Origin of the sequence: Rathayibacter sp. AY1E8 (assembly GCF_002931415.1) — a bacterium.
Classification (GTDB): Bacteria; Actinomycetota; Actinomycetes; order Actinomycetales; family Microbacteriaceae; genus Rathayibacter.
The window spans coordinates 13,104-35,689 of the sequence record NZ_PSVI01000003.1 but is presented as its reverse complement, the minus strand read 5'-3'; the positions used below and the strand labels follow the sequence as shown (position 1 = coordinate 35,689).

The window sequence follows — 22,586 nt, the reverse complement described above, 5'->3', positions numbered from 1 at the left end:
CGCGATACGCCGGTGAGGGCGCACGCCGGCGGCATCTCGCGGAGGGGGTCACGTGCTCCAACCGGGAGGAGAGCCCGGCTATGCCCGGATCAGCGCGGCCAGGTCGACCCGGGCGCGTCCTGCCAGACGGTGCTCGGCGGAGCGAGCGACTCCAGCTCCTCGAACAGGGCGTCGGGGATCTCGAGCGCGTCGTCGGCCACGAAGGAGTCGTAGTGCTCGGCGGAGGCGGCGCCGACGACCGTCGTCGTCACGCGGGGGTCGCGCGTCGAGAACTGCAGCGCGGCGGCGGCGAGCGGCACGCCCGCCCGGTCGCAGGCCGCTCCCATCGCCGCGACGGCGTCGACGATCTCGCGCGGCGCCGGCCGGTAGGCGTAGGAGGCGACCGGCTCCGGCCAGCGCGCGAGGGCGCCTCCGCCGTAGACCGCCGCGTTGACCACGATCACGCCGCGGTCGACGGACGCGTCGATCAGCTCCTCGGAGGAGCGGTCGACCAGCGTGAAGCGGTTGTGGGTGATCACGGCGTCGAAGAGGCCGGTGTCGACGTAGTGGCGCAGCATCGGCGCGGGTCCGCCCGAGATCCCGATCGAGAGGGCGACGCCCGCCTCCTTCATCGCGACGAGCGCGCGGACCGGGCCGTCCTCGGCGAAGGCCTCGTCGTACGAGATGCGCTCGGGGTCGTGCAGGTAGAGCAGGGGGAGGACGTCCATCCCGAGGCGCTCGCGGCTCTCGTCGAGGCTGCGGCGCATCCGCTCGGCCGAGTAGCTGCCGGTGCTCGGGTCGCGGTCGAGCTTGGTGACCACGGTGATCCCCTCGGGGACACCGCCGCGGGCCTGCAGGGCCTCGCCGATCAGGCGCTCGCTGTGGCCGCCGGCGTACTCGTTGGACGTGTCGACGACGGAGACGGCGCGGGTGGCGGCGTCGGAGTCGAGGACGCGCTCGAGGGCCGGCACCCGATCGAGGTCGGCGACGCGCTCGGGGCGCCAGGAGGTGCCGAGGGTCAGCCGGGTGACGGTGGCGCCGGACGGGCCGAAGGGCCGGAGGCGGGAGGACTGCGGAGTCATCCGCTCAGCCTGGCAGCGCCGGGGTCCTCCCGCATCCCGCGGCGGATGAACGGTCAGTGGACGAGAGTGCTCAGCCTGACGACGCCGAAGCCCGGAAGCATCGTCGGGAGCGTCCCGGCGGAGAGGTGGGCGATCCGGAAGACGGTGTCGGAGCGGCGCGGCCGCCTCCGAGGTCGACGCGGTGTCGTGCTCGACGGGATCCCTCCGCGGGGCCTTCTTCGGGGCGCGATGACCGGCGGCGGACCGGCGCGAGGCCGCCGTGACGGCCGGACGCGGGCCGGTGGTGCGGCCTAGGCTCGGCGCGTGACCGTCGATACCGCCGCCGCCGACTCCTCCGCCCGCTCCACCCGCTCCGCCGTGCTCGACGCTCTCGCCACTCCGGCGCTGGTGCTCGACGAGGCGGTGCTCGACCGCGACATCGCCGCCGTCGCCGCGGCTGCCCGCGAGCGGGGTCTGGCGCTCCGCCCCCACGCGAAGACCCACAAGTCGCTCGAGATCGCCCGGCGCCAGCTCGCCGCGGGGGCCGTCGGGCTCACCGTCGCGACCGTCTCGGAGGCCGAGGTCTTCGCCGCGGGAGGGATCCGCGACCTCTTCATCGCCTACCCGCTCTGGCTCGACGCCGAGCGCGCCGGGCGGCTCCGCCATGTCCTCGCGAGCGCCCGTGTGCGGGTCGGCGTCGACTCGGCGGAGTCGGCCGAGCGCCTGGCCGCGGCCCTGCCCGAGCGCGAGGGGCTCGAGGTCGTCGTCGAGATCGACTCCGGCCACCACCGCAGCGGCGTGCTCCCCGCCGAAGCCGGCGCGATCGCCGCGGCCGCCGTCTCGGCCGGGCTCGACGTCGCCGGCGTCTTCACCTTCCCCGGCCACAGCTACGCGGCCGGAAACGGAGCGGCGGCCGCCCGCGACGAGGCGCGCGCGCTCGCCGAGTCGGTCGCGTCGCTCGCGGCGTCCGGAGTCGAGGCCCGCGTGGTCAGCGGAGGCTCGACCCCGTCGGCCGCGTTCGCCGACTCCTCGGTGCTCACGGAGCTGCGCCCCGGGGTCTCGGCCCTCGGCGACGCCCAGCAGTGGGAGATCGGCACGACGACGCCCGAGGACATCGCCGTCACCGTCCTCGCCACGATCGTGTCCCGCCGCGGCGACCACCTGATCGCCGACGCGGGCAGCAAGGTGCTCTCCTCCGATCGTGGCGCGGCCTCGAGCGGCTTCGGCCGCCTCCCGGAGCACCCGGAGGCGCGCATCCCGGTGCTCTCGGAGCACCATGCGACGATCACCGGTGTCGACCTGCCCGTGGGGACGCGGGTGCGGATCGCGCCGAACCACGTCTGCGTCGCGGTGAACCTGGCCGACGAGTACCGCGTCCTCCTCCGCGACGGCGGCGGCGCCGTCTGGCCCGTCGACGCCCGCGGGCGGAACAGCTAGGCGATCCGCGAGCGCGGGATCCGCAGGCCGAGCAGCGCGCTCGCCGCCAGCAGCACGAAGGCGGAGGCGAAGGCCGCGGTCGGCGATGCGGCGTCGGCGAGAGCGCCTGCGAGCAGCGGCCCGATCACGCCGCCCAGGTCGGACGCGGCCTGGAACACCGAGACCGGCTTGCCGCCGCGCTCGCCCGCGGCGTCACCGACCAGCGCACCCGGGGCCGTGCCCATGAAGGCGGCCGCCGCTCCGTAGACGCAGAGCAGCACGACGAGCAGCCACAGCTCCGAGACGAACGGCATCGCCAGCATCGCCACCGCCGCGACGGAGAATCCGCCGATCAGCGCCGGGCGCCGACCGACCGTGTCGACGAAGCGGCCGGCGGGCGCTAGCGCGATCGTCTGCACCACCGCGGCGATCGCGAACGCGATGCCGGTCCAGGCGGGCTGCCCGCCGAGCCCCTCGACGACGAGCACGGGGACGAGCGTCGCGCGGACTCCCATCGCCGACCAGCCGAGGGCGAAGTTCGCCAGCACCGCGCTCTGGTACCGGCGGTCGCGGGCGACCTCGCGCAGGGGCTTCGTCCTCGCCGCGGCGGACGGTGCCGCGTCGCGCTCCGGCCGCTGCAGCAGGATCAGCCCGACGAGCCCCGCGATCGCGAGCGTGCCGGCGTAGAAGAAGAAGGGGGCGGTGAGCGAGATCGCCGTGAGCACGCCCCCCACCGCGGGGCCCGCCATGCCGCCGAGCAGGAAGCCGCCCTGGTAGAAGCCGATCGAGCGGCCGCGCCGCTCCGGGCTCGCGGTGCGCAGGAGGAGCGTCATCGCCGCGACGGAGAACATCGCGGAGCCGATGCCGCCGACTCCGCGCAGCAGGAGGAGGTGCGGGTAGTCGGAGGCGAAGCCGACCAGCGCCGAGGAGAGCGCGACGATGCCGATGCCGACGGCGAGCACGACCCGCTCGCCGAACCGGTCGACCAGCGGCCCCACGAACGGATTCGCGACCAGCCGCATCAGAGCGAACGCCGAGACGACCGCGCCGACCGCCGTGTAGTCGACGCCGAAGCTGCGCACGTAGGTCGGCAGCACCGGCACGACGACGCCGAACCCCAGCATCACGAAGAAGGCGACGACCCCCAGCACGAGCACGTCCCGCGGCAGTCGCTCGCTGTCTCGGGAACGCCACGGGAATCGCACCTGTCGACGCTACCCCCTGCCGGGGGCCCCACCCGACCCTGGGCGGGAACCCGTCGGGCAGCACGCCGGACGCGCCGGGCGGACCCGTTCCGCGCCGCGCGCCCGGTCGGCGAGCCCGGGCCGGGTACGGTCCTCGGATCCACCGCGGAGGAACCCGGCGGACCCGGGAGCGGACCGCCTCCGGGACCGGCCCTCGACCGACGGGACACCCTTGAGACGCACCACCACCGTGCCGGCCGTGCTGGCGACCACGCTCCTCCTCACCGGGTGCGGGGAGCCGGGCGGCGTGCAGGATCCCGCCCCGTGCCATCCGCTTGAGGACGCCTGAAACGCGTACGCGACGGAGTTCGATCCCGGACTCCGCGACACGTTCCGCGAGACCCTCCTCCGCTTCGACGACGGCTCCTCGACCAGCACGGCGGCCCACGCAGCAGGCCTCGCCACCGTGAACCTCCTGCAGGCGATCTCCGGTGATCGACGCGCGAGCGAGTACTTCTGGAACGCAATTGACCTGATCGGCGTATTCGACGGGTTTCACCGCCGATAGGGTGTGACTGTGTGTACTTCGCGCACTCCATCCGGAGGTCTAACGACGTGGCTGCGCCCTGGCTGTCTGCTGCGGAGATCGCCGCCCACCTGGGCATTGCGAAAGATACCGTCTACGACTGGATCGCCGACAAGAGCATGCCCGCCCGCCGCGTCGGCCGACTCTGAAAATTCCAGGTCAGCGAGATCGACGAATGGGTGCGCAGCGGCGGAGCGGCGCCCGGGCACCAAGACGACGAAGGCGACACGTGACGATTGCTCCGCAGTGTCGGAGGAACGACGTATCCTGATCAACTTGCGATTTTCCAGAGAGGGGCGTCCGTGAACAGCAATTCGCCCGCAGCGCCGCGCTACGCGCTCTCGTTCACGACCGGCGGCCTCCTGGAGCGTGAGGCCGCAGTATTGGCACCAGTCTACGTCGAGCATCGTGATTGGGTGAAGGTACGCGACCTTGCGGTCGACGAGAACCTCCTTCAGGCCCGGACCTACCGGACGGGGGTGCGGCTCGTTCGAGAGACCGTCAAGCGCCTGTCAGCACTCTCAGACCTCGAGGTTGTGTTCCTCGACGAGGTCAACGCTTCCGAGCGCGGCCACCTCATGTGGGCCGCGGCTTGCCGCCGCTATGACCTCATCGGAGAATTCGCCGAGGAAGTCCTGCGCGAACGCTTCCTCATCTTGGCGAACACCGTCGCCTATGAGGACTACGACTCCTTCTACCGCGCCAAGGCCATGTGGCACGACGAACTAGACGACGTCACGGACCTCTCCTACAAGAAGCTCCGAGAGGTGCTGTTCAAGATGATGGTCGAGGCGGGGCTGCTGACCACTCAGCGCGCGATCGAACCCGCTCTCCTCTCCGCTCGCGTCGCCGAGTGCCTCAACGAGCGCTCACCGAGCGATATCCGCTTCTTCCCGACGAGGGTGGCCTGATGCCCCTGCACGCCAAGCCCGCACTGGCTCAGCAAGAGGAGCACCTGTTCAGGGTGCTCAGCAGCGAGCGTTTCCTCAATATGGAGGGCCTCGGCAACGAGGTCGCTCACTTCATCTATGACTACGACCCGACGTGGGCGCTTGGCGTCGCTCAGACCAGGAAGCGCCTCAAGACCAAACTCGACACCGAGCGCGGCATCAAGGTCCTCGAGATCAACCTCTACGACTTATGCGTCGAGTTGCTGAAGAAGCGCAACGTATGGGAGCGCGTCCTCGCCGCCGAGCCGACGATGGACAAGCCCGACTTCCTCAAGATGCTTCAAAACATGCTCGACCCGCAGATGCACCTGGCTCTGGCGATTAAGGAGCGCATCGCAGCCGAGTCGTTCCAGATTCTTTTCATCACGGGCATCGGTGAGGTGTTCCCGTTCGTGCGCTCGCATACAGTGCTCAACAACCTGCAAACAGTTGTCTCCGACAGGCCGATGCTGATGTTCTTCCCCGGCCGCTACGACGTGTCGGCCACGCAGGGCTCATCACTGGTCCTCTTCGGCCAGCTCAAGGACGACTCCTTCTACCGCGCGAAGCGCATCCTCGACCAGGAAGCATGACCCGATGAAACTCAACGAGATCTTCCTCAAAGACGTCGCCCGCTCGATCGAGGGCGTCGTCAAGGCCGACGATGTCGACCACCTGGGCGTCGAGGTCGAGGAGTACGTCTTCACTAACGACGCCGCGAAGGGCGTCGCACCGCTGCTGGAGGAGTACAGCAACTACACGAACGCCAACGGTGTGTGGATCTCCGGCTTCTTCGGCTCCGGTAAGTCTCACCTGCTGAAGATGCTCGCGCACCTTCTCGGTGACGTCGAAGGCCAGGCGTTCCCGCGCGAGAGGGTGAGCGAGAGCTTCCTGGCCAAGACAGAGGATGCGATGCTCATCGCTTCGCTGAAGAAGGCCGCCGCCATCCCAGCCAAGAGCCTGCTGTTCAACATCGACCAGAAGGCGACTCTGATCGCCAAGGACCAGACCGACGCCCTGCTCAAGGTCTTCGTCAAGGTCTTCGACGAGAGCCGCGGCTACTTCGGCAACGACGGCGCTGTCGCCCGGTTCGAGGAGGATCTCGACAAGCGCGGCCAGTACCAGGCATTCAAGGCCGCCTTCGCCAGGCAATCCGGCATCGACTGGTCGCAGGGGCGCGAGCAGACCGCCCTGGAAGGTCACAACATCGACAAGGCGTTCGTCGAGGTCAACGGTGAGGCGAACCCCGGCATCATCGCGCAGTACCAGAAGTCCTACGCCGTGTCGATCGAGGACTTCGCCACCTCGGTCAAGGCGTGGATCGATAAGCAGGAATCTGGCTTCCGGCTCAACTTCTTCGTCGACGAGGTCGGCCAGTTCATAGCCGACGATGTCAAGCTGATGCTCAACCTTCAGACGATCGCCGAGTCCCTGAACACGAGGTGCAAGGGGCAGTCGTGGGTCTTCGTCACCTCGCAGGAGGACATGGACAAGGTCATCGGCGACCGCACCAGGCGGCAGGGAAACGACTTCTCCAAGATCCAGGCTCGATTCAGCGCCAAGGTAAAGCTCACCAGCCAGGACGTCGAAGAGGTCATCAACAAGCGTCTGCTGGAGAAGAACGATGCAGGCGCCGCAGAGCTCATGGCCATCCATGCCAAGGAAGGTGCTAACTTCAAGACGATCTTCGACTTCGTCGACGGCGCGAAGACCTACCGCAACTACGTCGATGGTGGACGGTTCATCAGCACGTATCCGTTCGTCACGTACCAGATCCCGATGTTCCAGGCCGCGATCGAGGGCCTATCCGATCACAACATGTTCGAGGGCAAGAACAGCTCGGTCGGCGAACGCTCGATGCTCGGCGTGGTCCAGGAGGTCGCAAAGCGCATCGGCACCGAACAGGTGGGCTACCTCGCAACCTTTGACCAGATGTTCGCGGGTATCAGCGCCGCACTGAAGTCAGCTGCCCAGAGCGCGATCCTTCAAGCCGAGAAGCATCTGCCCGACCCCGGCTCCGACATCACGATCCTCGCCAATCGGCTGCTCAAGGCGCTGTTCCTGGTCAAGTACGTCGATACCTTCAAGGCCACGCCCCGCAACCTCACCGTGCTTGTCTACGACCGCTTCGGGCTCGACCTCACTGCGCTGGGCAAGCAGGTGCAGGAGGCGCTCAACCTGTTGGAGGCTCAGTCGTACGTCCAGCGCAACGGCAACATCTACGAGTATCTGACCAACGAGGAGCAGGAGATCGAGAAGGAGATCAAGGCGGTTGACATCGACTCCTCGGAGATCTCCGGCAAGCTTTTCCGGTACCTCTCCTCCGACATCCTCAAGATCAACAAGCTCAAGTACGTCAAGAACGGCCAGGACTTCTCGTTCGGCTACAAGCTCGACGACGTGCCCCAGGGAACCCAGCGCGAGCTGACCATCCACTTCATCACGCCCGAGACGAGTTACAGCGACTCCGAGATTGCGGCGCAGAGCATGGGCAGAGACGAGCTGCGGATCTTCCTCGGCCGCGACAAGCGGCTGCTCGCGGACCTGCGCCTGCTGCTCAAGACAGAGAAATACACAAAGCAGCGCACCAACTCCGGTGCCACGCCCTCAATGCAGGCGATCCTCCAGTCCAAGCAGGTACTCAACTCCGACCGCGAGAAGGAGCTTATCGAGCGCCTCCGCCAGGCGGTTGGCAAGGCCCAGCTCATCATCAACGCCGCCGAAGTCACCTCCAGCTCACAGGACGCCGTCGCGCGCGCGGCCGACGGGTTCCAGGAACTCGTCAGCCGGACCTACACGAGCCTCGGCCTGCTCGGCGGCAAGGTGTTCCCCGAACAGCAAGTCACCAGCGCGGTGCAGAACGACACAGGGCTGTTCGACGCGGCGACACTCAGCGCACTCAAGTCGCCGGGCACAGAGATGGAATCCTGGATCATTACCCAGACAGGCCTGGGCGAACAGGTGACGGTCAAGAAGATCGTCGACCGCTTCGAGACCAAGCCCTATGGCTGGGATCTTGGCTCTATCGAAGTCGTTCTGGGATGGCTCGTCGGCAACGGCAAGGCGGCATTCAGCGTCGACTCCAACCCGGTCGTCCGGACTGAGGCAGCACCCCTCATCCGAAACACCGGCAAGCACCATCACGTCGTGGTCGCACCGCAGAAGGCATACGACCACGCGAAGGTCGCCGCGTTCAAGAAGTTCTGCACGGACTTCTTCGACGAGGGCGCCGTGCCGAGCGACTCTGCCGAGTTGGCCGAATTCGGCAAAGGCAAGCTCGCGTCCAGACGCGATGAACTCAATGCCCTCGTCAGTAGCAGTCGGTACCCGTTCATCGGCCAGCTCTCCGGCGTCGTCGCCCTACTTGACGAGGTAATCGGAAAGCAGGTCGACTGGTACCTCAGCGACTTCGACAAGGCCGACGAGCTGCTCGAAGCGAAGGAAGACATAATCGACCCGATCAAGTCCTTCCTCAACGGCCAGCAGGCCAAGATCTTCGACGAGGCTCGAGCTCTCCTTACCGCAAACATGGGAAACCTCGGTTACCTTCCCGCGGGCAGCGACGACTCAGTCAACGCCCTACTCTCAGACGCGAGCGCCTTCCGCGGCTACAAGATGAACCATCTGAAGGCGGAGTCCGATTCTCTGCGGGGGGCGATCGACGACGTCGTCTCTGACAAGCGCACCGAGGTGACGGCGGCGATCGATAGGCGTAAGGCCGAGATCCTCGGGAGCGCCTACTATGCCAAGGCCACCCCAGCCGCGCAGGAGAGCGTGATCCGGCGGATCGACGGCATTCTCGCGCGACTCGGAGGCGAGACTCAGGTGGCGCTCATTCTCCAGGTGGGCGCGAGCTTCGACCAGGACGAATACCCGGAGTTGCTGAGTCGGCTCGTTGCGGCGCAGCAGGGTGGGAATGGCGATGCCCCGCCGCCGAAGCCGATGGTGTCGGTCAAGTCGATCAGTGTGCCTGGCGCTTCGGGCGTCTTGGAGTCCGAGGCTGACGTCGACACCTACCTTGCCAAGTACCGCGCCGCGCTCGTCGCGACCCTCAACGACGGAAAGCGAATCACGCTGTAATGGACACCGCATCACTCAAGTCCTTCGCCACGTCGGCGCGCACGGAACTCATCCGCGAGGTGGGCGCGCGCATTGCAGCCGTGCTCACCCAGGGGTCGCCCGAGCGCGTCGAGCAACAGGGAGCCGTGAGCGCACTGGAGCGCGCCATCGCTGCCGCGGGCGGTGACGACGAGGGCAAGGCCCATGTGGCCGACAAGGTTGCCTACATCTGGTTCAATCGCATCATCGCCCTGCGCTTCATGGACGCCAACGGTTACACGGGCGTCGGCGTCGTCTCGCCCGCAGCCGATCAGGTTGCGCAGCCCGAGGTGCTGGCCGCCGCCAAGCGCAGTCAGATCGACGGCGACGTAGTCAAGGGCGCGAACGCGGCGACCGTCACTGGGTTGCTCAACGGCACCCGCCAGCCGCGCCCGGGCGTCGATGCACAAGCCGAGGCCTACGCGCTCCTCCTCGCGGACTACTGCCGCTACTGGAACCGAGCCATGCCCTTCATGTTCGAGCGTGAGGGCGACTACACTGAGCTCCTCATCCCCGCCAACCTGCTCGCGGAGGACTCCACCCTGGATCGCTCCGTTAACGTGCTCACCGAGGAGGTCTGCCAGGATGTCGAGGTCATCGGCTGGCTCTACCAGTTCTACATTTCCGAGCGCAAGGGCGAGGTCTTCGCCGGGTTCAAGAAGAATAAGAAGGCCGGCGCCGACGAGATCCCTGCCGCCACCCAGCTCTTCACCCCGCACTGGATCGTCCGGTACCTCGTCGAGAACTCCCTCGGTCGCCTGTGGATGCTCAACCACCCCGAGTCCCGAGTCGTCGACCAGATGGACTACTACATCGCCCCGGTCGACGAGGAGACCGACTTCCTCAAGATCAGCAAGCCTGAAGAACTCAAGGTAATCGACCCGGCGTGCGGCTCGGGGCACATGCTCACCTACGCTTTCGACTTGCTTTACGCGATCTACGAGGAGGAGGGTTACGCCCCGTCGCAGATCCCGCGCCTGATCCTCACGAACAACCTCTATGGAACCGAGATCGACCGGCGCTCCGGTGCTTTGGCCGCGTTTGCCCTGACGATGAAGGCCGCGGCCAAGCGCAAGCTGTTCCTCAAGAACCCGGTCGAACCAAACATCGCGGTCCTCGACCCCATCACCTTCACTCCAGACGAGCTGGAATACCTCGTCACGAAGGACGGCGACCGTCACGCGGAAGAGGCGTACTGGAACCAGTTCGCGGACGCCGACACTATCGGTTCGCTCATCCAGCCAGATTCGGATCTCACCGTCCGGCTCGCTGGCCACCTCGCGAAACTCGATGCCGACGGCGACATCCTTCGCACCGACGCACTCAACTGGGCCCAGAAGGCGGTCCGCCAAGCGGAGTTCCTCATGCAGCAGTACTCGGTACTTGTGGCCAACCCTCCCTTCATGGGTCGGGGAAACATGGGGGACCTGCTGACGAGCTTCGTAGATTCCCGCTACGACGACTCGGCCTGGGGCCTGGATGCCTGCTTCATCTCCCGAGCTGGCTCGCTGGTGGTTCCCGGAGGGATGAGCGCCCTCGTGACGATGCAGAGTTGGATGTATCTGTCGTCATTCGAGAATCTTCGACGGCGCCTACTTGAGACTAGGGCGATCGCGACGCTCTGCCACCTGGGCACAGGTGTGTTCGACTCCTTTGGTGGCGAGGTGGTTGCAGTTGTCGCGACGGTGTTTCGCCACGCGGCTTTACCTGCGCTGGGAACATACCTACGACTTCTCGGTGAGGAAGACCCGAAACTCGCGGTTCGCGTAGCGGCACACGATCCTGACGACCCGCGGCATTTCGAACGTTCTTCGCACGATTTCCTTGCCCTGCGCGGCGCGCTTCTCGCATACTTCGCAGATGCCTCGATTTCAGACTTCTTGGCTGGTCCGCCTATTCGCAAGTATCTCCAAGCTGGTGTTGGTTCGCAGACAGGTGCCAATGGTCGGTTCGTCCGCTACTGGTTCGAGGTTTCCCGGAGCGACCTAAACGTGGCCGGAAAGGAGGGCATGGATCGAGCTAAGTGGACGCCTTCGACGAAGGGGGGAGAGTTCCGTCGGTGGTACGACCCAACTCTCAGTGTGATGGATTGGCGAGGCAACGGCGGGCTGATTAAGCAGCAGAGCTCGGGGGCTGTGATCCGCAATGCCTCCCTGTACTTCCGGGAGAACCTCTCGTGGACAAAAATCGGCACGCGGATCCCCTCCTTCCGGTACAGCGACGCAAGAGTTGTTCACAACGATGCGAGCTGCTTTGTCGTTGCCAGCAGCACGCCTCTCGATAGCATTTCGGCCTATCTTAACTCCCGAACTGTGACATCGCTCGTGAAGGAGCTGAACCCGACGTTGAATCTGCGGCCCGCTACGCTTCTTGATTTCCCATTCGTCGAGGTGAGTCCGGAAGCGGGCAAGACTTGCCGAGAGTTGAGCAAGCTCGATTGGGATCGCGAAGAATTGTCCTTGGATTTCACGCGGTCCGCCCTCCTGTCGGATGGGCGGCATGGGCGAGTGATCGATTCAGTCGCCGCCGTTCACGCCGAGAGCGCTTCGATGACCGCGGCACTGGCGCACTGTGAGAATGAGATCGAAAGGGAAGTCGCAGAGGCCGCTGGACTGCCCAAACCCGCGGAAATCCCGTGGAGTGAGCACTCGTTGCTTGCAAACCCCAGCTTTCGCTACGGTCCGGGGCGGTCGACGACTGAATACCAGTCGCTTGCTACTGCGGAATTAATTCGCGACTTTGTCTCGTATTCGGTTGGGTGCATGTTCGGGCGCTACGGCCTTGACGAACCGGGGCTGATCCTCGCCGACCGGGGCGCGACCGCCGAGGACTATCTCACGAAGTGCCCCAAGCCCACGTTCATGCCGGACAGCGACAACGTCATCCCGATTGTGGAGGGCAACTGGTTCGAGGACGACATTGTCGAGCGGTTCCGCCAGTTCCTTCGTGCTGCGTTCGGTGAGCAGCACTTCGAGGAGAACCTGCGGTTCATCACCGAGTCACTTGGGGTGAAGAACCTTCGCGACTACTTCGTGAAGTCGTTCTACAAGGACCACATTAAGCGGTACAAGAAACGGCCGATCTACTGGTTGTTCTCTAGTCCCAACGGCTCATTCAACGCGCTGATCTGCATGCACCGGTACACGCCGTCGACGGTCTCGGCGGTGCTGACCTACTTGCGTGAGTACGTGACCAAGCTGGAGTCTGCCCTCCAGCACGCCGAGCGTCTTGGGAACGCGAAGGAGGCGGACCGGCTCCGAAGGATGCTCGTCGAGCTGAACGAGTACGAGCACGTCACGCTCTTCCCGAAGGCGTCTGAGAACGTCCTGATTGACCTCGATGACGGCGTGAAGGCGAACTACCTCAAGTTCGGTGTGGCACTCAAGAAGATCCCTGGATTGGAGGCAGCGAGTGACTGATCTGACCTCCGTCCAGGACGCCCTCCAAAGCCGACTCGCCTCGGAGCGCGTTGTGTTTTGGAACGATCCCGCCGGCGAGTACTCCGCCGACGTCGATGTGCTCGATCTCGGCGCGGCCAACGTCATCCGTGTCGAGGGCAACGAGTTCGGCGCGAAGAATGCAGTTCTCGCCGATCACTTCAGCAGGTACGTCGTCTATCGCTCGGGCGACATCCCCCGCGGGACCGCGAATTGGCTGCTGGATCTCGAACTCGCGTACGGCGTGTTCACGGCCGACAGGGCCTCCATGCTCCAGCAGGAGCTTGGCCTGGGCGACCCCGCCCTGTTGCCGGTGATCGAGCGGCACCAGAAGTTCCTCGCTGCGAACAACCGCAAGCTGGCGCTGGAGAAGCTCCTCAATGAGGGAGACGACGCCGCGCGCCTGCGTGCCAAGATGTGCCAGGTGCTGGTCAAGGCGCCAGGGAACAAGCTCACCGACATCGTGCGGGAACTGTTGGTTGAGAACGCTGTTGGGAAGAGCGCCAAGTTCGAGGATCTCGTCACCTTCGGGCTCGATCAGTTCTTCTGGGATGGGCTCGCGAGCATCTATAAGTACGCGAGCGTGACGCCGACGATCGACGATTTCGTCCTGTGGATGTTCGGCCGCGCCAGCGAAGACTTCGCGTCGGCCACCCCCGACGAGTTCCGCAATATCCGCAGCGACTTCAACGCCCTTCGCTACGACGTCCGCAGTCAGGACACGATGACGACGCTCGCCTCGCGCGCGGCTGACGCACTTGACGTGAAGTCCAAAATAGAGCGTCGCGACTACCGCGAGCTGGCCAGGATCACGATCTTCGAGGAAATCGACCGCAAGGTGATCGTAGACCTTGCCGCTGCGGTCGCTACTCAGTCGGTGACGCCGCGCGAGGTTGCCGACATCGTGCGGCAGCGCCAGGAGAGCCTGTGGAAGGCTAAGTACACGAAGCTCTACCAGGCCATTCAGAGCGCCTCAGAGTTGCTCGCCGCGATTGTTGGCCTCCCGCACATCATCGCCTCAGTCGCCGTCGGGTTGGAGAAGTACCAGTCCGACTGGTTCCGCATCGACCAGCACTACCGCTGGTTCACCTACGCCCACCAGACCGCCGACTTTCAAAAGCCGCTCGAATCGCTCAAGGCCGAGGTAGACAAGCAGTACGCCAACAAGTACCTCTACGTCTTCGGCGGGCTCTGGCAGCAGGCTCTTGAGCCCATGAGCGATTGGAAGTCAGCGACGCTCGCGCCGCAGGCGAAGTTCTTCGACCGTCACGTCGCCCCTGTCGTCAAGGACGGCCGGACCAAGGCAGTCGTCATCGTCTCCGATGGCGTGCGTTACGAGATCGCAGAGGAACTCGCGTCGATGATCCGCGGCGAGGACCGATTCGACGCGTCACTCTCGGCCGTGCTCGGCTCGCTGCCGAGCTACACCCAGCTCGGTATGGCGTCGCTGCTGCCGCAGTCGAGCCTGGAACTCGACCCCGAGGGAATGCCGGTTCTGGCCGACGGGAAGCCGACGAACGGAACCGCGAACCGCGACAAGATTCTGCAAGCTGTCAAGGGGCACGCCATCACCGCTTCCGAGGTCCTCGCCATGCCGGGGAGCGAGCTTCGTGAGCTGTATAAGAAGCACCAGATCTTCTACGTGTACCACGACCGCATCGACGCTGCGGGTGACAAGGCCTCGACCGAGCGGACAGTCTTCGAGGCCGCCGAGGAGACGCTACGCGAGTTAGTGTCGCTGGTGAAGAAGTGGACAAGCGCGAACGCGACGAACATCCTGATCACCGCCGACCACGGGTTTCTCTATCAGGACATCCCGCTGGAGCAGGCGTACTACGTCTCGGAGTCTCCCCAGGGTGACGCGGTCACCAAGACCAACCGTCGCTACGCGCTCGGCCGAGCACTCAAGCCGTCCCCGTCCTTCATGACGTTCACCGCGGCCCAGGCCGGGCTCACGGGACACCTCGACATCCAGATTCCCAAGTCGATCCATCGCATCCCGCAACCCGGCGCTGGCACCCGCTACGTCCACGGCGGCGCATCTCTTCAGGAGATCGTCGTTCCGGTGATCTCGGTCAACAAGAAGCGCAAGACCGACGTTCGTCGGGTCAACGTCGACCTCATGCCCGAGACCGACAAGATCACTACTGGGCAGCTCGCGGTCAAGCTGCTCCAGCGCGAGGCCGTTACGGACAAGATCCAACCGCGTCAGGTCCGAATTGGGCTTTACGTGGGTGAGACGCTGATCTCCGACCAGCCTGTCTTTACCTTCGACAGCGCATCCGACGACCAGCGCGATCGGTACCAGAAGGCCGTGCTGTACCTGACCCAAGACGCCGACGAGTTCAACAACCGGCCCGTCGAGTTGCGGCTCGAAGAGCCGATCTCGAACACGACGCAGTGGAAGTTGTTCTCGAAGGGGAACTACACCATCAAGCGGTCGTTCACGACGGACTTCGACTTCTAGGAGAGCCATGACCAACCTCGAAGACGCACTCGACGAGATCGACGTGCGTGCCGTGGCTGAGGCGACCGACGCCGCGCCGACAAAATCCGCGCTCGACGACAAGATCAACGAGCACTTCGCCGGTGCCGTCGTCCGTAAGGACCTCGTCAAGGCAGTCCGCGGCAACGCCGTGGTGCCTTCCTACGTGCTGGAGTACTTGCTGGGCCAGTACGCGGCCTCCGATGACGAGGCGACGATCCGGGCCGGGATCGACAGCGTGCGACAGATCCTCGCAGCTCACTACGTCAACCGCAACGAGCACATGCTCGCGAAGTCGGAGATCCGCCGCAAGGGCCGGCACCGCGTGATCGACAAGGTCACCGTCACGCTCAACGAGAAGAACGACGTCCACGAGGCGGAGTTCGAGAACCTCCAGATCAAGGGCGTCATCATCGATGACGTCACGGTCAAGCACAACCCCAAGCTCCTTGTCGGCGGCGTCTGGTGCATCTGCGACATCGAGTACTTCCACTCCGACGACCAGCGTGTCGTGCCCTGGATTCTCGACAAGCTCAAGCCCATCCAGGTTGCCGGCGTCGACATCGACCACTACCACGACGCCCGCAAGGCATTCACGACCGAGGAATGGATCGACCTGCTCATGCAGTCGATCGGCCTCAACCCCGAGCAGTTCAACGAGCGCGGCAAGCTCATCGCGCTGACCCGGCTCATCCCGTTCGTCGAGCGCAACTACAACGTCGTCGAACTCGGCCCCAAGGGAACCGGTAAGTCACACACTTTCAGCGAGTTCTCCCCGAACGGCATCCTCATCTCCGGCGGCGAGGTGACGGTCGCCAAGCTGTTTGTCAACAACGCGAGCGGGCGTATCGGCCTGGTTGGCTACTGGGATTGCGTCGCGTTCGACGAGTTCGCAGCCAACCGGCGCGCCAACCAGAACCTCGTCAACGTGATGAAGAACTACCTCGCGAACAAGTCGTTCTCGCGCGGCACGAGCATCTACGGAGCCGAGGCCTCGATGGCCTTCATCGGCAACACGACGCACACCGTGCCATACATGCTCAAGAACTCCCACCTGTTCGACGAGCTGCCCGACGCCTACCGCGACCCCGCGTGGCTTGACCGCATTCACCACTACATCCCCGGCTGGGAGGTCGCGGCGATCCGATCGGAAATGTTCTCCGCCGGCTACGGGTTCGTCGTTGACTACCTCGCCGAGATTCTGCGTGCGAAGCGGTCGGAGGACTTTTCTGACAAGTACAGGGACTACTTCACGCTCGACACCTCGATCTCGACGCGCGACCAGGATGGCATCCGCAAGACCTTCTCCGGGCTGATGAAGCTCGTACACCCGACGGGTGACGCAATCGAGGAGGAAGTACGTGCGTTGCTGGAGTTCGCGGTCGAGGGCCGCAAGCGAGTGAAGGACTCGATCCTGCGGATCGACGCCACGATGCGGGATACTCCCGTCCATTTCCGGTACGCCGACAAGGCAGGCGTGTGGCGCGACGTTGCGACTCTCGAGGAGAGCCAATACCCGACGCTGTACCGGCGGGATTGGGACACCGTTGGCCGCGGCGACGGCGATGGGGGCGATGATGAGGCCACGTCCGTTCCGGTCGCTCCGGAAGGCGGCGACGCACCCGCCGCCGCAGCTCAGATGTCGGCACCCGATGTGCTGCTGACTGAAGGGCACCGGGACTTCTCAGCCGGCCAGAGGGGTGTCTCCTACGAGTCCCTCCTCCTGCCTTACGTTAGCGGCGCATCCAAGATCGTGATCACGGACCCCTACATCCGAATGCCGCATCAGGGGCGCAACCTCGCGGACCTGCTCAGCCTGCTTGCCTCGGCCAAAGACGACGCCGACGAGATCGACGTCGTACTCGTCACCACAGAGGAGCCGAAGGCGGAGTTCAAACACGGCCAGCTGTTGATGCTCAAGTCGATCAAGGATGCGTCCGACGCGGTAGGCGTTCGCCTCGCCGTACGGCTCGACGACTCGATCCACGACCGTCGCATCGAGACCAACCACGGCTGGCGCGTCGACCTGGGCAAGGGCCTCGACATCTGGCAGAAGCCGAGCGACAACCCCTTCGACTTCGGCCGCAACCGTCAGGAGTTCCGCCTCATCGGATCGTCGTTCACGATCCACTACGTGAAGATCCCCGCAGTGAGCCGCGGAGAGGCGGAGTAGATATGTCGGAAGAACGCCCCAACGTCGAACCGCACAGAGGTTGAGCGATGCCAATTCCGTTGACCCTCATGGCTGACGAGACAGCGTCGCTTCGCGCCGCAATGAGAGATGCGTAGGTCACAACGCGCGACTACTACATCGAGACCGCTCGAACCGATCACCTCGATGCTCTCGCGACGCGAGCTCGGTTGTTCGTCGGGGCCGTGCAAGTGCTCAACGACTGGCTCCAGCAGATCGGTGGCTCCGCGAGCTACAACGCCCTCTTCGCGGCCCCGCGAGACCCCGAAGCCAATCTCATCGACGCGTGTCGGTACGCGCGGAACGTCACGCAGCACGCCCTTCACCCGGTCGCCCCTGATCGCCCCAATGCAATGGTCGGCGGATTCTATGGGCTCAGGGCGTACGCGTCTTGGGCGGAGATCCCTGCCGCAGCCCACCAACGGCTGCGGACGAACACCCAGGCATAGAAGGGCCACTTCGACTCCGAGCTGCGGGGCCGCGAAGTCACAGCCACGATGTTCCGGGTGCTCCGCTTCTTTGCACGCGTCGCGCCCGATATCGTCGCACGTGATGCGACGGGAGAATGGGTCGGTTTTCCGCTGCGCAACCAAGCCGGTGTGGCCGCACTCCTGCACCCCGAGGAGTCTAGTGACCACGCTGGCGCTCGTGCTTGGCCTGACGGGCGACGGCCCGGGAGTGATGTACGGGTTGTGTTTGGCCGTCTCACTGCTGACGGAGCGGACTGCCTGGCCGGGTTCACGTTCACGGGACAGCACGCCTTCGTGCAGTTCGTGGAGCCCCGGGACCAGGTAGCAGCCGACGTCGCCCTCGGGTATCGGTGCCGTGAGTGCGCCGAGGCGGGAGCCCCGCTGTCGTTCGACCACCACGGTGAGCAGCTGACGACGGGGAGCAGCGCCGACCACGGGCGCCCGCCCTGGGTCGTCGATCCGCCGCCTCAGTCGGAGAGCGGCACGATCGAGCCGACGATCCCGGAGTAGCTCACGTAGTAGAGGACGCCGTCGCGGTGGAGGACGCCGCGGCCGGGGTAGCTCTCGTCCGGATCGTCGGGCCCGTCGAGGAAGCCCGGCGCCGCGGTGTCGTCGGCGGTGAACCCGTCCGCGAGGAGCGCGGCGCTCCGATCCGGCCACTCCGCGTCCGGGACCGCCAGCTGCCCGACCACGACCGAGACGTCGCCCTGGCCGGTCCACCGGCAGAGCACCCCGTCCTCGGCGATCTCCTGCACGACGGGGTAGTCGACGTCGTACGCCGTCGCCTCGGGCGCGAGGGCGAGACCGTCCTCGGCGAGCGACGCCTCCTCCTCAGCGGTGAGCAGGTCCTCGCAGGGGAGCAGGGCGGTGGCCGGGGTCGCGGTGGGCAGCGGAGTCGCGCTGCTGGCGCTCGCGGTCGGCACGGCACTGCTCGTCGTCGGAGCGCTCGAGACCAGCGGTGGAGCTGTCGTCGGGGCCGTCCCCTCGTCGGCGCTTCCCGTGCAGCCGCTCAGCGCGAGCAGCCCCGCCGCGCAGGCGAGCAGCGCACCGGCGCCCCTCGCGGTCGTCGTCCGGATCATCGCGAGCCCCCTCGTCCGCGGCGGCCGCGTCGCCGCCCCCTCGATCCTCTCCTCCGCTCTCGCCGGCTGTCCACCGCCCCCGGCCGGCGCCGGGGCGACTACCGCTTCGGCCCCGCGCCGATCGCCCAGACCCGCGGCGGCACGGTGCCGTTGACCGCGTGGTCGCCGACGATCCGCGCCTTGAACACCCACGGATTGTGGCTGGCGGCCGTGCGCGCATTGCGCCAGTGCCGGTCGAGGTTCTTGCGGGTGCTCACCCCGGAGGCGCCCAGCGCGTCGAAGAGGTCGGAGGTCGCCCGGGTGGCCAGCTGTGTCAGGACGATCTGGGCCTGCGCCGTCTCGAGCTCGGCGAGGTCGTTCTGCCGCTCGTCCTCGAGCGGGTCGCCGTCGAGGGCCGCGTCGTGCGCCCGCTGCAGCGCGACCGCCGCGCGCTCCACGATCGCCGCTCCCGCATAGGCGGCGGCCGAGACCTGCCCCACCACCTGCAGGATCTGCGGATCCGCCGCGAACGACTCGGCGTTCCCGTGCGAGAAGATCCGCGTCCGCGCCCGCACCTCGGCTGCGATCTCGCGCTCGGCCCCCGCGATCGAGCCCGCCAGCACGGCCAGCAGCACCGCCTGGTAGAACGCGGTCTGGTAGCGGAACCGGGTCTCGAAGTCGATCACGTCCTCGGCCGCGACCACCGCCTCCGTGAAGGTGCTCGTCCCCGAGCCGGTGGTGCGCTGGCCGAAGCCGTCCCAGTCGTCGGCGTGCTCGACGCCCGCCTGGCGAGCGTCGACGATCGCGATCACCTTCTGCCCGGTGTCGGTGCGCTGGGCGAAGGTGTCGATCCAGTCGGCGAAGACGCTGCCGGTGGAGTAGTACTTCGTGCCGGTCACCGTGAACCGCGTCGGGTCGCCCTCGACCGGAGCGACCTTCGTCTGCACGTCGCCGATCGCGACCGTGCCGACCTCGGTCCAGGCGTTGCCGCCGAGCTCGCCGTCGGCGAAGCGCCGGAGCCAGCGCTCGCGGGTCCCGTCGGTCGCGAGCAGCCGGTCCTCGACCAGGGCGAAGTGGCCGCGGAGCGCCTGGGGGAGGTTGGAGTCGGCGGCGGCCAGCTCCGTCAGCAGGCGGAACAGCTGGGGGAGGCTCGCGCCGGCCCCGCCGGACTCCAGTGGCACGCGCACCGCGCCGAACCCGGCGTCCGCCAGCGCTCGGATCTGCGCGACCGGCAGCTCGCGCGCGCTCTCCCGCGCCGCCGCCCCCGCCGCGATCTCGGCGAACAGCGGCCGGAACCGCCCCGCCAGTTCCTCGTAGTCCACCTCGGGCACGGCCCGCACGTCGGTCGCGGTCATCGTCGGCTCCTGTTCCGCTGCGCCCACCCCGGGCGGCTCGTGCTTGACGGTAGGGGAGGAGCCCGGTCCGCGGTCCGCCCGTGACGCCCGGTGTCCCTCCGTGACGCCCGGTGTCCCTCCGTGACCTCCGGTGTCCCTCCGTGACGCCCGGATCGGGGAATGCCTCGCCCCCGGGGCTGTTGGCCCAGGGGATGTCCTCCACCACTCCCGTCCCCCCGTCCGACCCCCGCAGCGCCCTCGTCGTCGGTGCGACGGGCATCGGCGGCTCCGCCCTCGTCGACCTGCTCACCGAGCAGGGGTGGCCGGTGACCGCCCTCTCGCGCCGCCCGATCGACGCGCGCCCCGGCGTCACTCCGCTCGCCGCCGACCTGCGCTCCGCCGAGGACCTGGCCCGCGTGCTCGCCGACCAGCGCCCCACGCACGTCTTCTTCACCGCCTGGTCGCGCCAGGCGACGGAGGAGGAGAACATCGCGGTCAACGGCGGCATGGTCCGCGACCTCCTCGCCGCGCTCGCGCACGCTCCCGTCGAGCACGTCGCGCTGGTGACCGGCCTCAAGCACTACCTCGGCCCGTTCGAGGCGTACGGGCAGGGCGCGATGCCCGACACCCCGTTCCACGAGGAGGAGGAGCGCCTCGACGCCCCGAACTTCTACTACGCGCAGGAGGACGAGCTCTTCGCCGCGGCCGGGCGCGCCGGGTTCACCTGGTCGGTGCACCGCTCGCACACGGTCATCGGGCACGCCGTCGGCAACGCGATGAACATGGGGCTGACCCTCGCGGTCGCTGCGTCGATCCACCGTGCCGAGGGCACCCCGCTCGTGTTCCCCGGCTCGCTGACGCAGTGGAACGGACTCACCGACATGACCGACGCGACGATCCTCGCCGAGCAGATGCTCTGGGCGTCGACGTCGGAGGCGGGCCGCGACCAGGCCTTCAACGTGGTCAACGGCGACGTCTTCCGCTGGCGCTGGATGTGGACCCGGATCGCGGAGCACTTCGGCGTCGAGCCGGTCGGCCCGGGGGAGGAGCCGCAGCCGCTCGAGCAGCAGATGGCCGGTGCCGAGCCCGTCTGGCGGCGCCTCGTCGACGAGCACGGGCTGATCGAGCCCGACCTCTCCCGCGTCGCCTCCTGGTGGCACACCGACGCCGACCTCGGCCGGAACCTCGAGGTCGTCACCGACATCGGCAAGTCCCGCCTCGCCGGCTTCACGGCGTTCCACCGGACGGTCGACTCGTTCACGGCGCTCTTCGACCGCTACCGCGCGGAGCGCCTGATCCCCTAGCGGTTCGCTGCGGCGCCCCTCGCGATGAGCACGTCCGGCGAGAGCTGGTGGCGCACGAAGCGGAGCGTGAAGCTGCGGCGGTCTCCTCCGGAGACCCGCTCGGCGAGGACGCGGATGCCGAGGACGGCGACGACGCGCCACTGCTCGGTCTCGTGGGCGACGACGGCGCAGAAGAGGTCGCCCGGGCGCACCTCGTCGACGGTGGTGGTGAGGCTGTTCGTTCCGTGGGTCATCTGGCCGCTCCTGGTTCCGGCGGACCTCGCGGACGGCGCTTCGGGTGCGCCGCGCAGCCGTCCGCCGGTCGCTCGAGAGGGGGGCCCGAGCGGCCGGCGGCCGGTCATGCGTGCGACAGCAGGGACGAGCCCGCCGGAACGACCCCGTGCCGCAGGAGCAGTGTAGGACTGCGACCCTGACCGTGGCGCGGAATGTCAACCACTTGCGAGCGCGCTCCCGGGGTTCTCAGGCCCGGAGACGACGGAACCCGCCTCCCGGGCGGGAAGGCGGGTCGTGTCGGTGTGCGGCGGCGGCGCCTGATCGGGAGCGGCTCCGGCGCGGAGGGTCAGGCGGCGGGCTCGGCGCGGCGAAGCGGAACGGCGGCGTTGCTCGTCGGCTCGGGCACGATGCGGAGACCGGCGCCGCTGTTGGCGCGCTCCATGAGGGCCTCGACCCACTCCGGGTTGATCGTGGGCTGGCGGCTGCCCTTGAACTCGAACTGGATCGGGATGGTCGGGTGCATCCACACGCCGCGGCGGCCGGTGCCGGCCTGGGGGCTCGCGTCGAGGGTGAGCAGGAAGCGCTCGTCGCGGCGGAACTTGTTGATGATGACGATCTGGAGGTGGGCGAGGGCGCGGTCCTCGACCTCGATGGCGGCGGGGGGAGTGCCGTACAGGATGTTGCCCATGGTGTGCTCCGATCTGACGTGCGAGTGGCTGACGTCCGTCACTCTATATCGCTAGAAAGACTTCCTACTAGTTGAGCTAGCTACTTACGTCGCGGAGTGCGTTTTCTGTCCATCGCCGCCGGACGACTCGATTCTCCGACGGATCCGGGCGCG

Annotated in this window: 14 protein-coding genes and 1 pseudogene; 9 read left to right on the top strand and 6 right to left on the bottom strand. The window is 66.8% G+C overall.

Going from position 1 to position 22,586, the window contains the following annotated elements; all coding sequences use genetic code 11:
• Positions 1-89: 89 nt before the first annotated feature.
• A complete protein-coding gene (locus C5C74_RS01665; RefSeq protein ID WP_104339514.1) occupies positions 90-1,061 on the bottom strand; it encodes an aldo/keto reductase in 972 nt (323 codons plus the stop codon).
• A gap of 303 nt (positions 1,062-1,364) precedes the next feature.
• Here C5C74_RS01665 and C5C74_RS01660 point away from each other — a divergent pair, with 303 nt between their 5' ends.
• Positions 1,365-2,477, top strand: coding sequence for an alanine racemase (locus C5C74_RS01660; protein WP_258064077.1), 1,113 nt, complete (start codon positions 1,365-1,367; stop codon positions 2,475-2,477).
• Here the strand turns inward: C5C74_RS01660 and C5C74_RS01655 are convergent.
• Entirely contained in the window at positions 2,474-3,661 is a 1,188-nt protein-coding gene (locus tag C5C74_RS01655; protein ID WP_244229579.1) for an MFS transporter, read from the bottom strand. The genes C5C74_RS01660 and C5C74_RS01655 overlap by 4 nt on opposite strands.
• 594 nt (positions 3,662-4,255) lie before the next feature.
• On the opposite strand from C5C74_RS01655, the pseudogene C5C74_RS18015 reads away from it, so the two are divergent.
• The 7 genes and pseudogenes from C5C74_RS18015 (at position 4,256) to brxL (ending at position 17,348) form a co-directional block, all read left to right on the top strand.
• Positions 4,256-4,459 (top strand): annotated as a pseudogene (locus tag C5C74_RS18015) (helix-turn-helix domain-containing protein).
• 69 nt (positions 4,460-4,528) lie between these two features.
• Positions 4,529-5,137 (top strand): DUF1819 family protein, encoded by a 609-nt coding sequence (locus C5C74_RS01645; RefSeq protein ID WP_104323592.1) that lies wholly within the window; start codon positions 4,529-4,531, stop codon positions 5,135-5,137.
• A complete protein-coding gene (locus tag C5C74_RS01640; protein ID WP_104323593.1) occupies positions 5,137-5,748 on the top strand; it encodes a DUF1788 domain-containing protein in 612 nt (203 codons plus the stop codon). The genes C5C74_RS01645 and C5C74_RS01640 overlap by 1 nt, the downstream gene beginning before the upstream one ends.
• Before the next feature lie 4 nt (positions 5,749-5,752).
• Positions 5,753-9,235: a BREX system P-loop protein BrxC gene (gene brxC / locus C5C74_RS01635; RefSeq protein WP_104323594.1), complete on the top strand. Its 3,483-nt coding sequence runs from the start codon at positions 5,753-5,755 to the stop codon at positions 9,233-9,235.
• Positions 9,235-12,672: a BREX-1 system adenine-specific DNA-methyltransferase PglX gene (gene pglX / locus C5C74_RS01630; protein ID WP_104350867.1), complete on the top strand. Its 3,438-nt coding sequence runs from the start codon at positions 9,235-9,237 to the stop codon at positions 12,670-12,672. Before brxC ends, pglX begins: the two co-directional genes overlap by 1 nt.
• The gene (gene pglZ / locus C5C74_RS01625; protein ID WP_104350866.1) at positions 12,665-15,157 is read left to right on the top strand and encodes a BREX-1 system phosphatase PglZ type A; all 2,493 of its coding nucleotides are present in this window, start codon (positions 12,665-12,667) and stop codon (positions 15,155-15,157) included. The genes pglX and pglZ overlap by 8 nt, the downstream gene beginning before the upstream one ends.
• Before the next feature lie 7 nt (positions 15,158-15,164).
• Positions 15,165-17,348, top strand: coding sequence for a BREX system Lon protease-like protein BrxL (gene brxL, locus C5C74_RS01620; protein ID WP_104323597.1), 2,184 nt, complete (start codon positions 15,165-15,167; stop codon positions 17,346-17,348).
• Positions 17,349-18,303: 955 nt separating this feature from the next.
• Here the strand turns inward: brxL and C5C74_RS01605 are convergent.
• Both C5C74_RS01605 and C5C74_RS01600 read right to left on the bottom strand, forming a co-directional pair.
• On the bottom strand, positions 18,304-18,915 hold the full coding sequence (locus C5C74_RS01605) for a hypothetical protein (RefSeq protein ID WP_104350865.1): 612 nt from the start codon (positions 18,913-18,915) through the stop codon (positions 18,304-18,306).
• Positions 18,916-19,013: 98 nt separating this feature from the next.
• Entirely contained in the window at positions 19,014-20,249 is a 1,236-nt protein-coding gene (locus C5C74_RS01600) for an acyl-CoA dehydrogenase family protein (protein ID WP_104233459.1), read from the bottom strand.
• A gap of 191 nt (positions 20,250-20,440) precedes the next feature.
• Here C5C74_RS01600 and C5C74_RS01595 point away from each other — a divergent pair, with 191 nt between their 5' ends.
• Positions 20,441-21,532, top strand: coding sequence for an SDR family oxidoreductase (locus C5C74_RS01595; protein ID WP_104309397.1), 1,092 nt, complete (start codon positions 20,441-20,443; stop codon positions 21,530-21,532).
• Here the strand turns inward: C5C74_RS01595 and C5C74_RS01590 are convergent.
• Both C5C74_RS01590 and C5C74_RS01585 read right to left on the bottom strand, forming a co-directional pair.
• Complete coding sequence (locus tag C5C74_RS01590) at positions 21,529-21,765, bottom strand: hypothetical protein (protein WP_104225949.1); 237 nt, start codon at positions 21,763-21,765, stop codon at positions 21,529-21,531. The genes C5C74_RS01595 and C5C74_RS01590 overlap by 4 nt on opposite strands.
• A gap of 326 nt (positions 21,766-22,091) precedes the next feature.
• Complete coding sequence (locus C5C74_RS01585) at positions 22,092-22,433, bottom strand: ATP-dependent DNA ligase (RefSeq protein WP_104224199.1); 342 nt, start codon at positions 22,431-22,433, stop codon at positions 22,092-22,094.
• Positions 22,434-22,586: the final 153 nt, after the last annotated feature.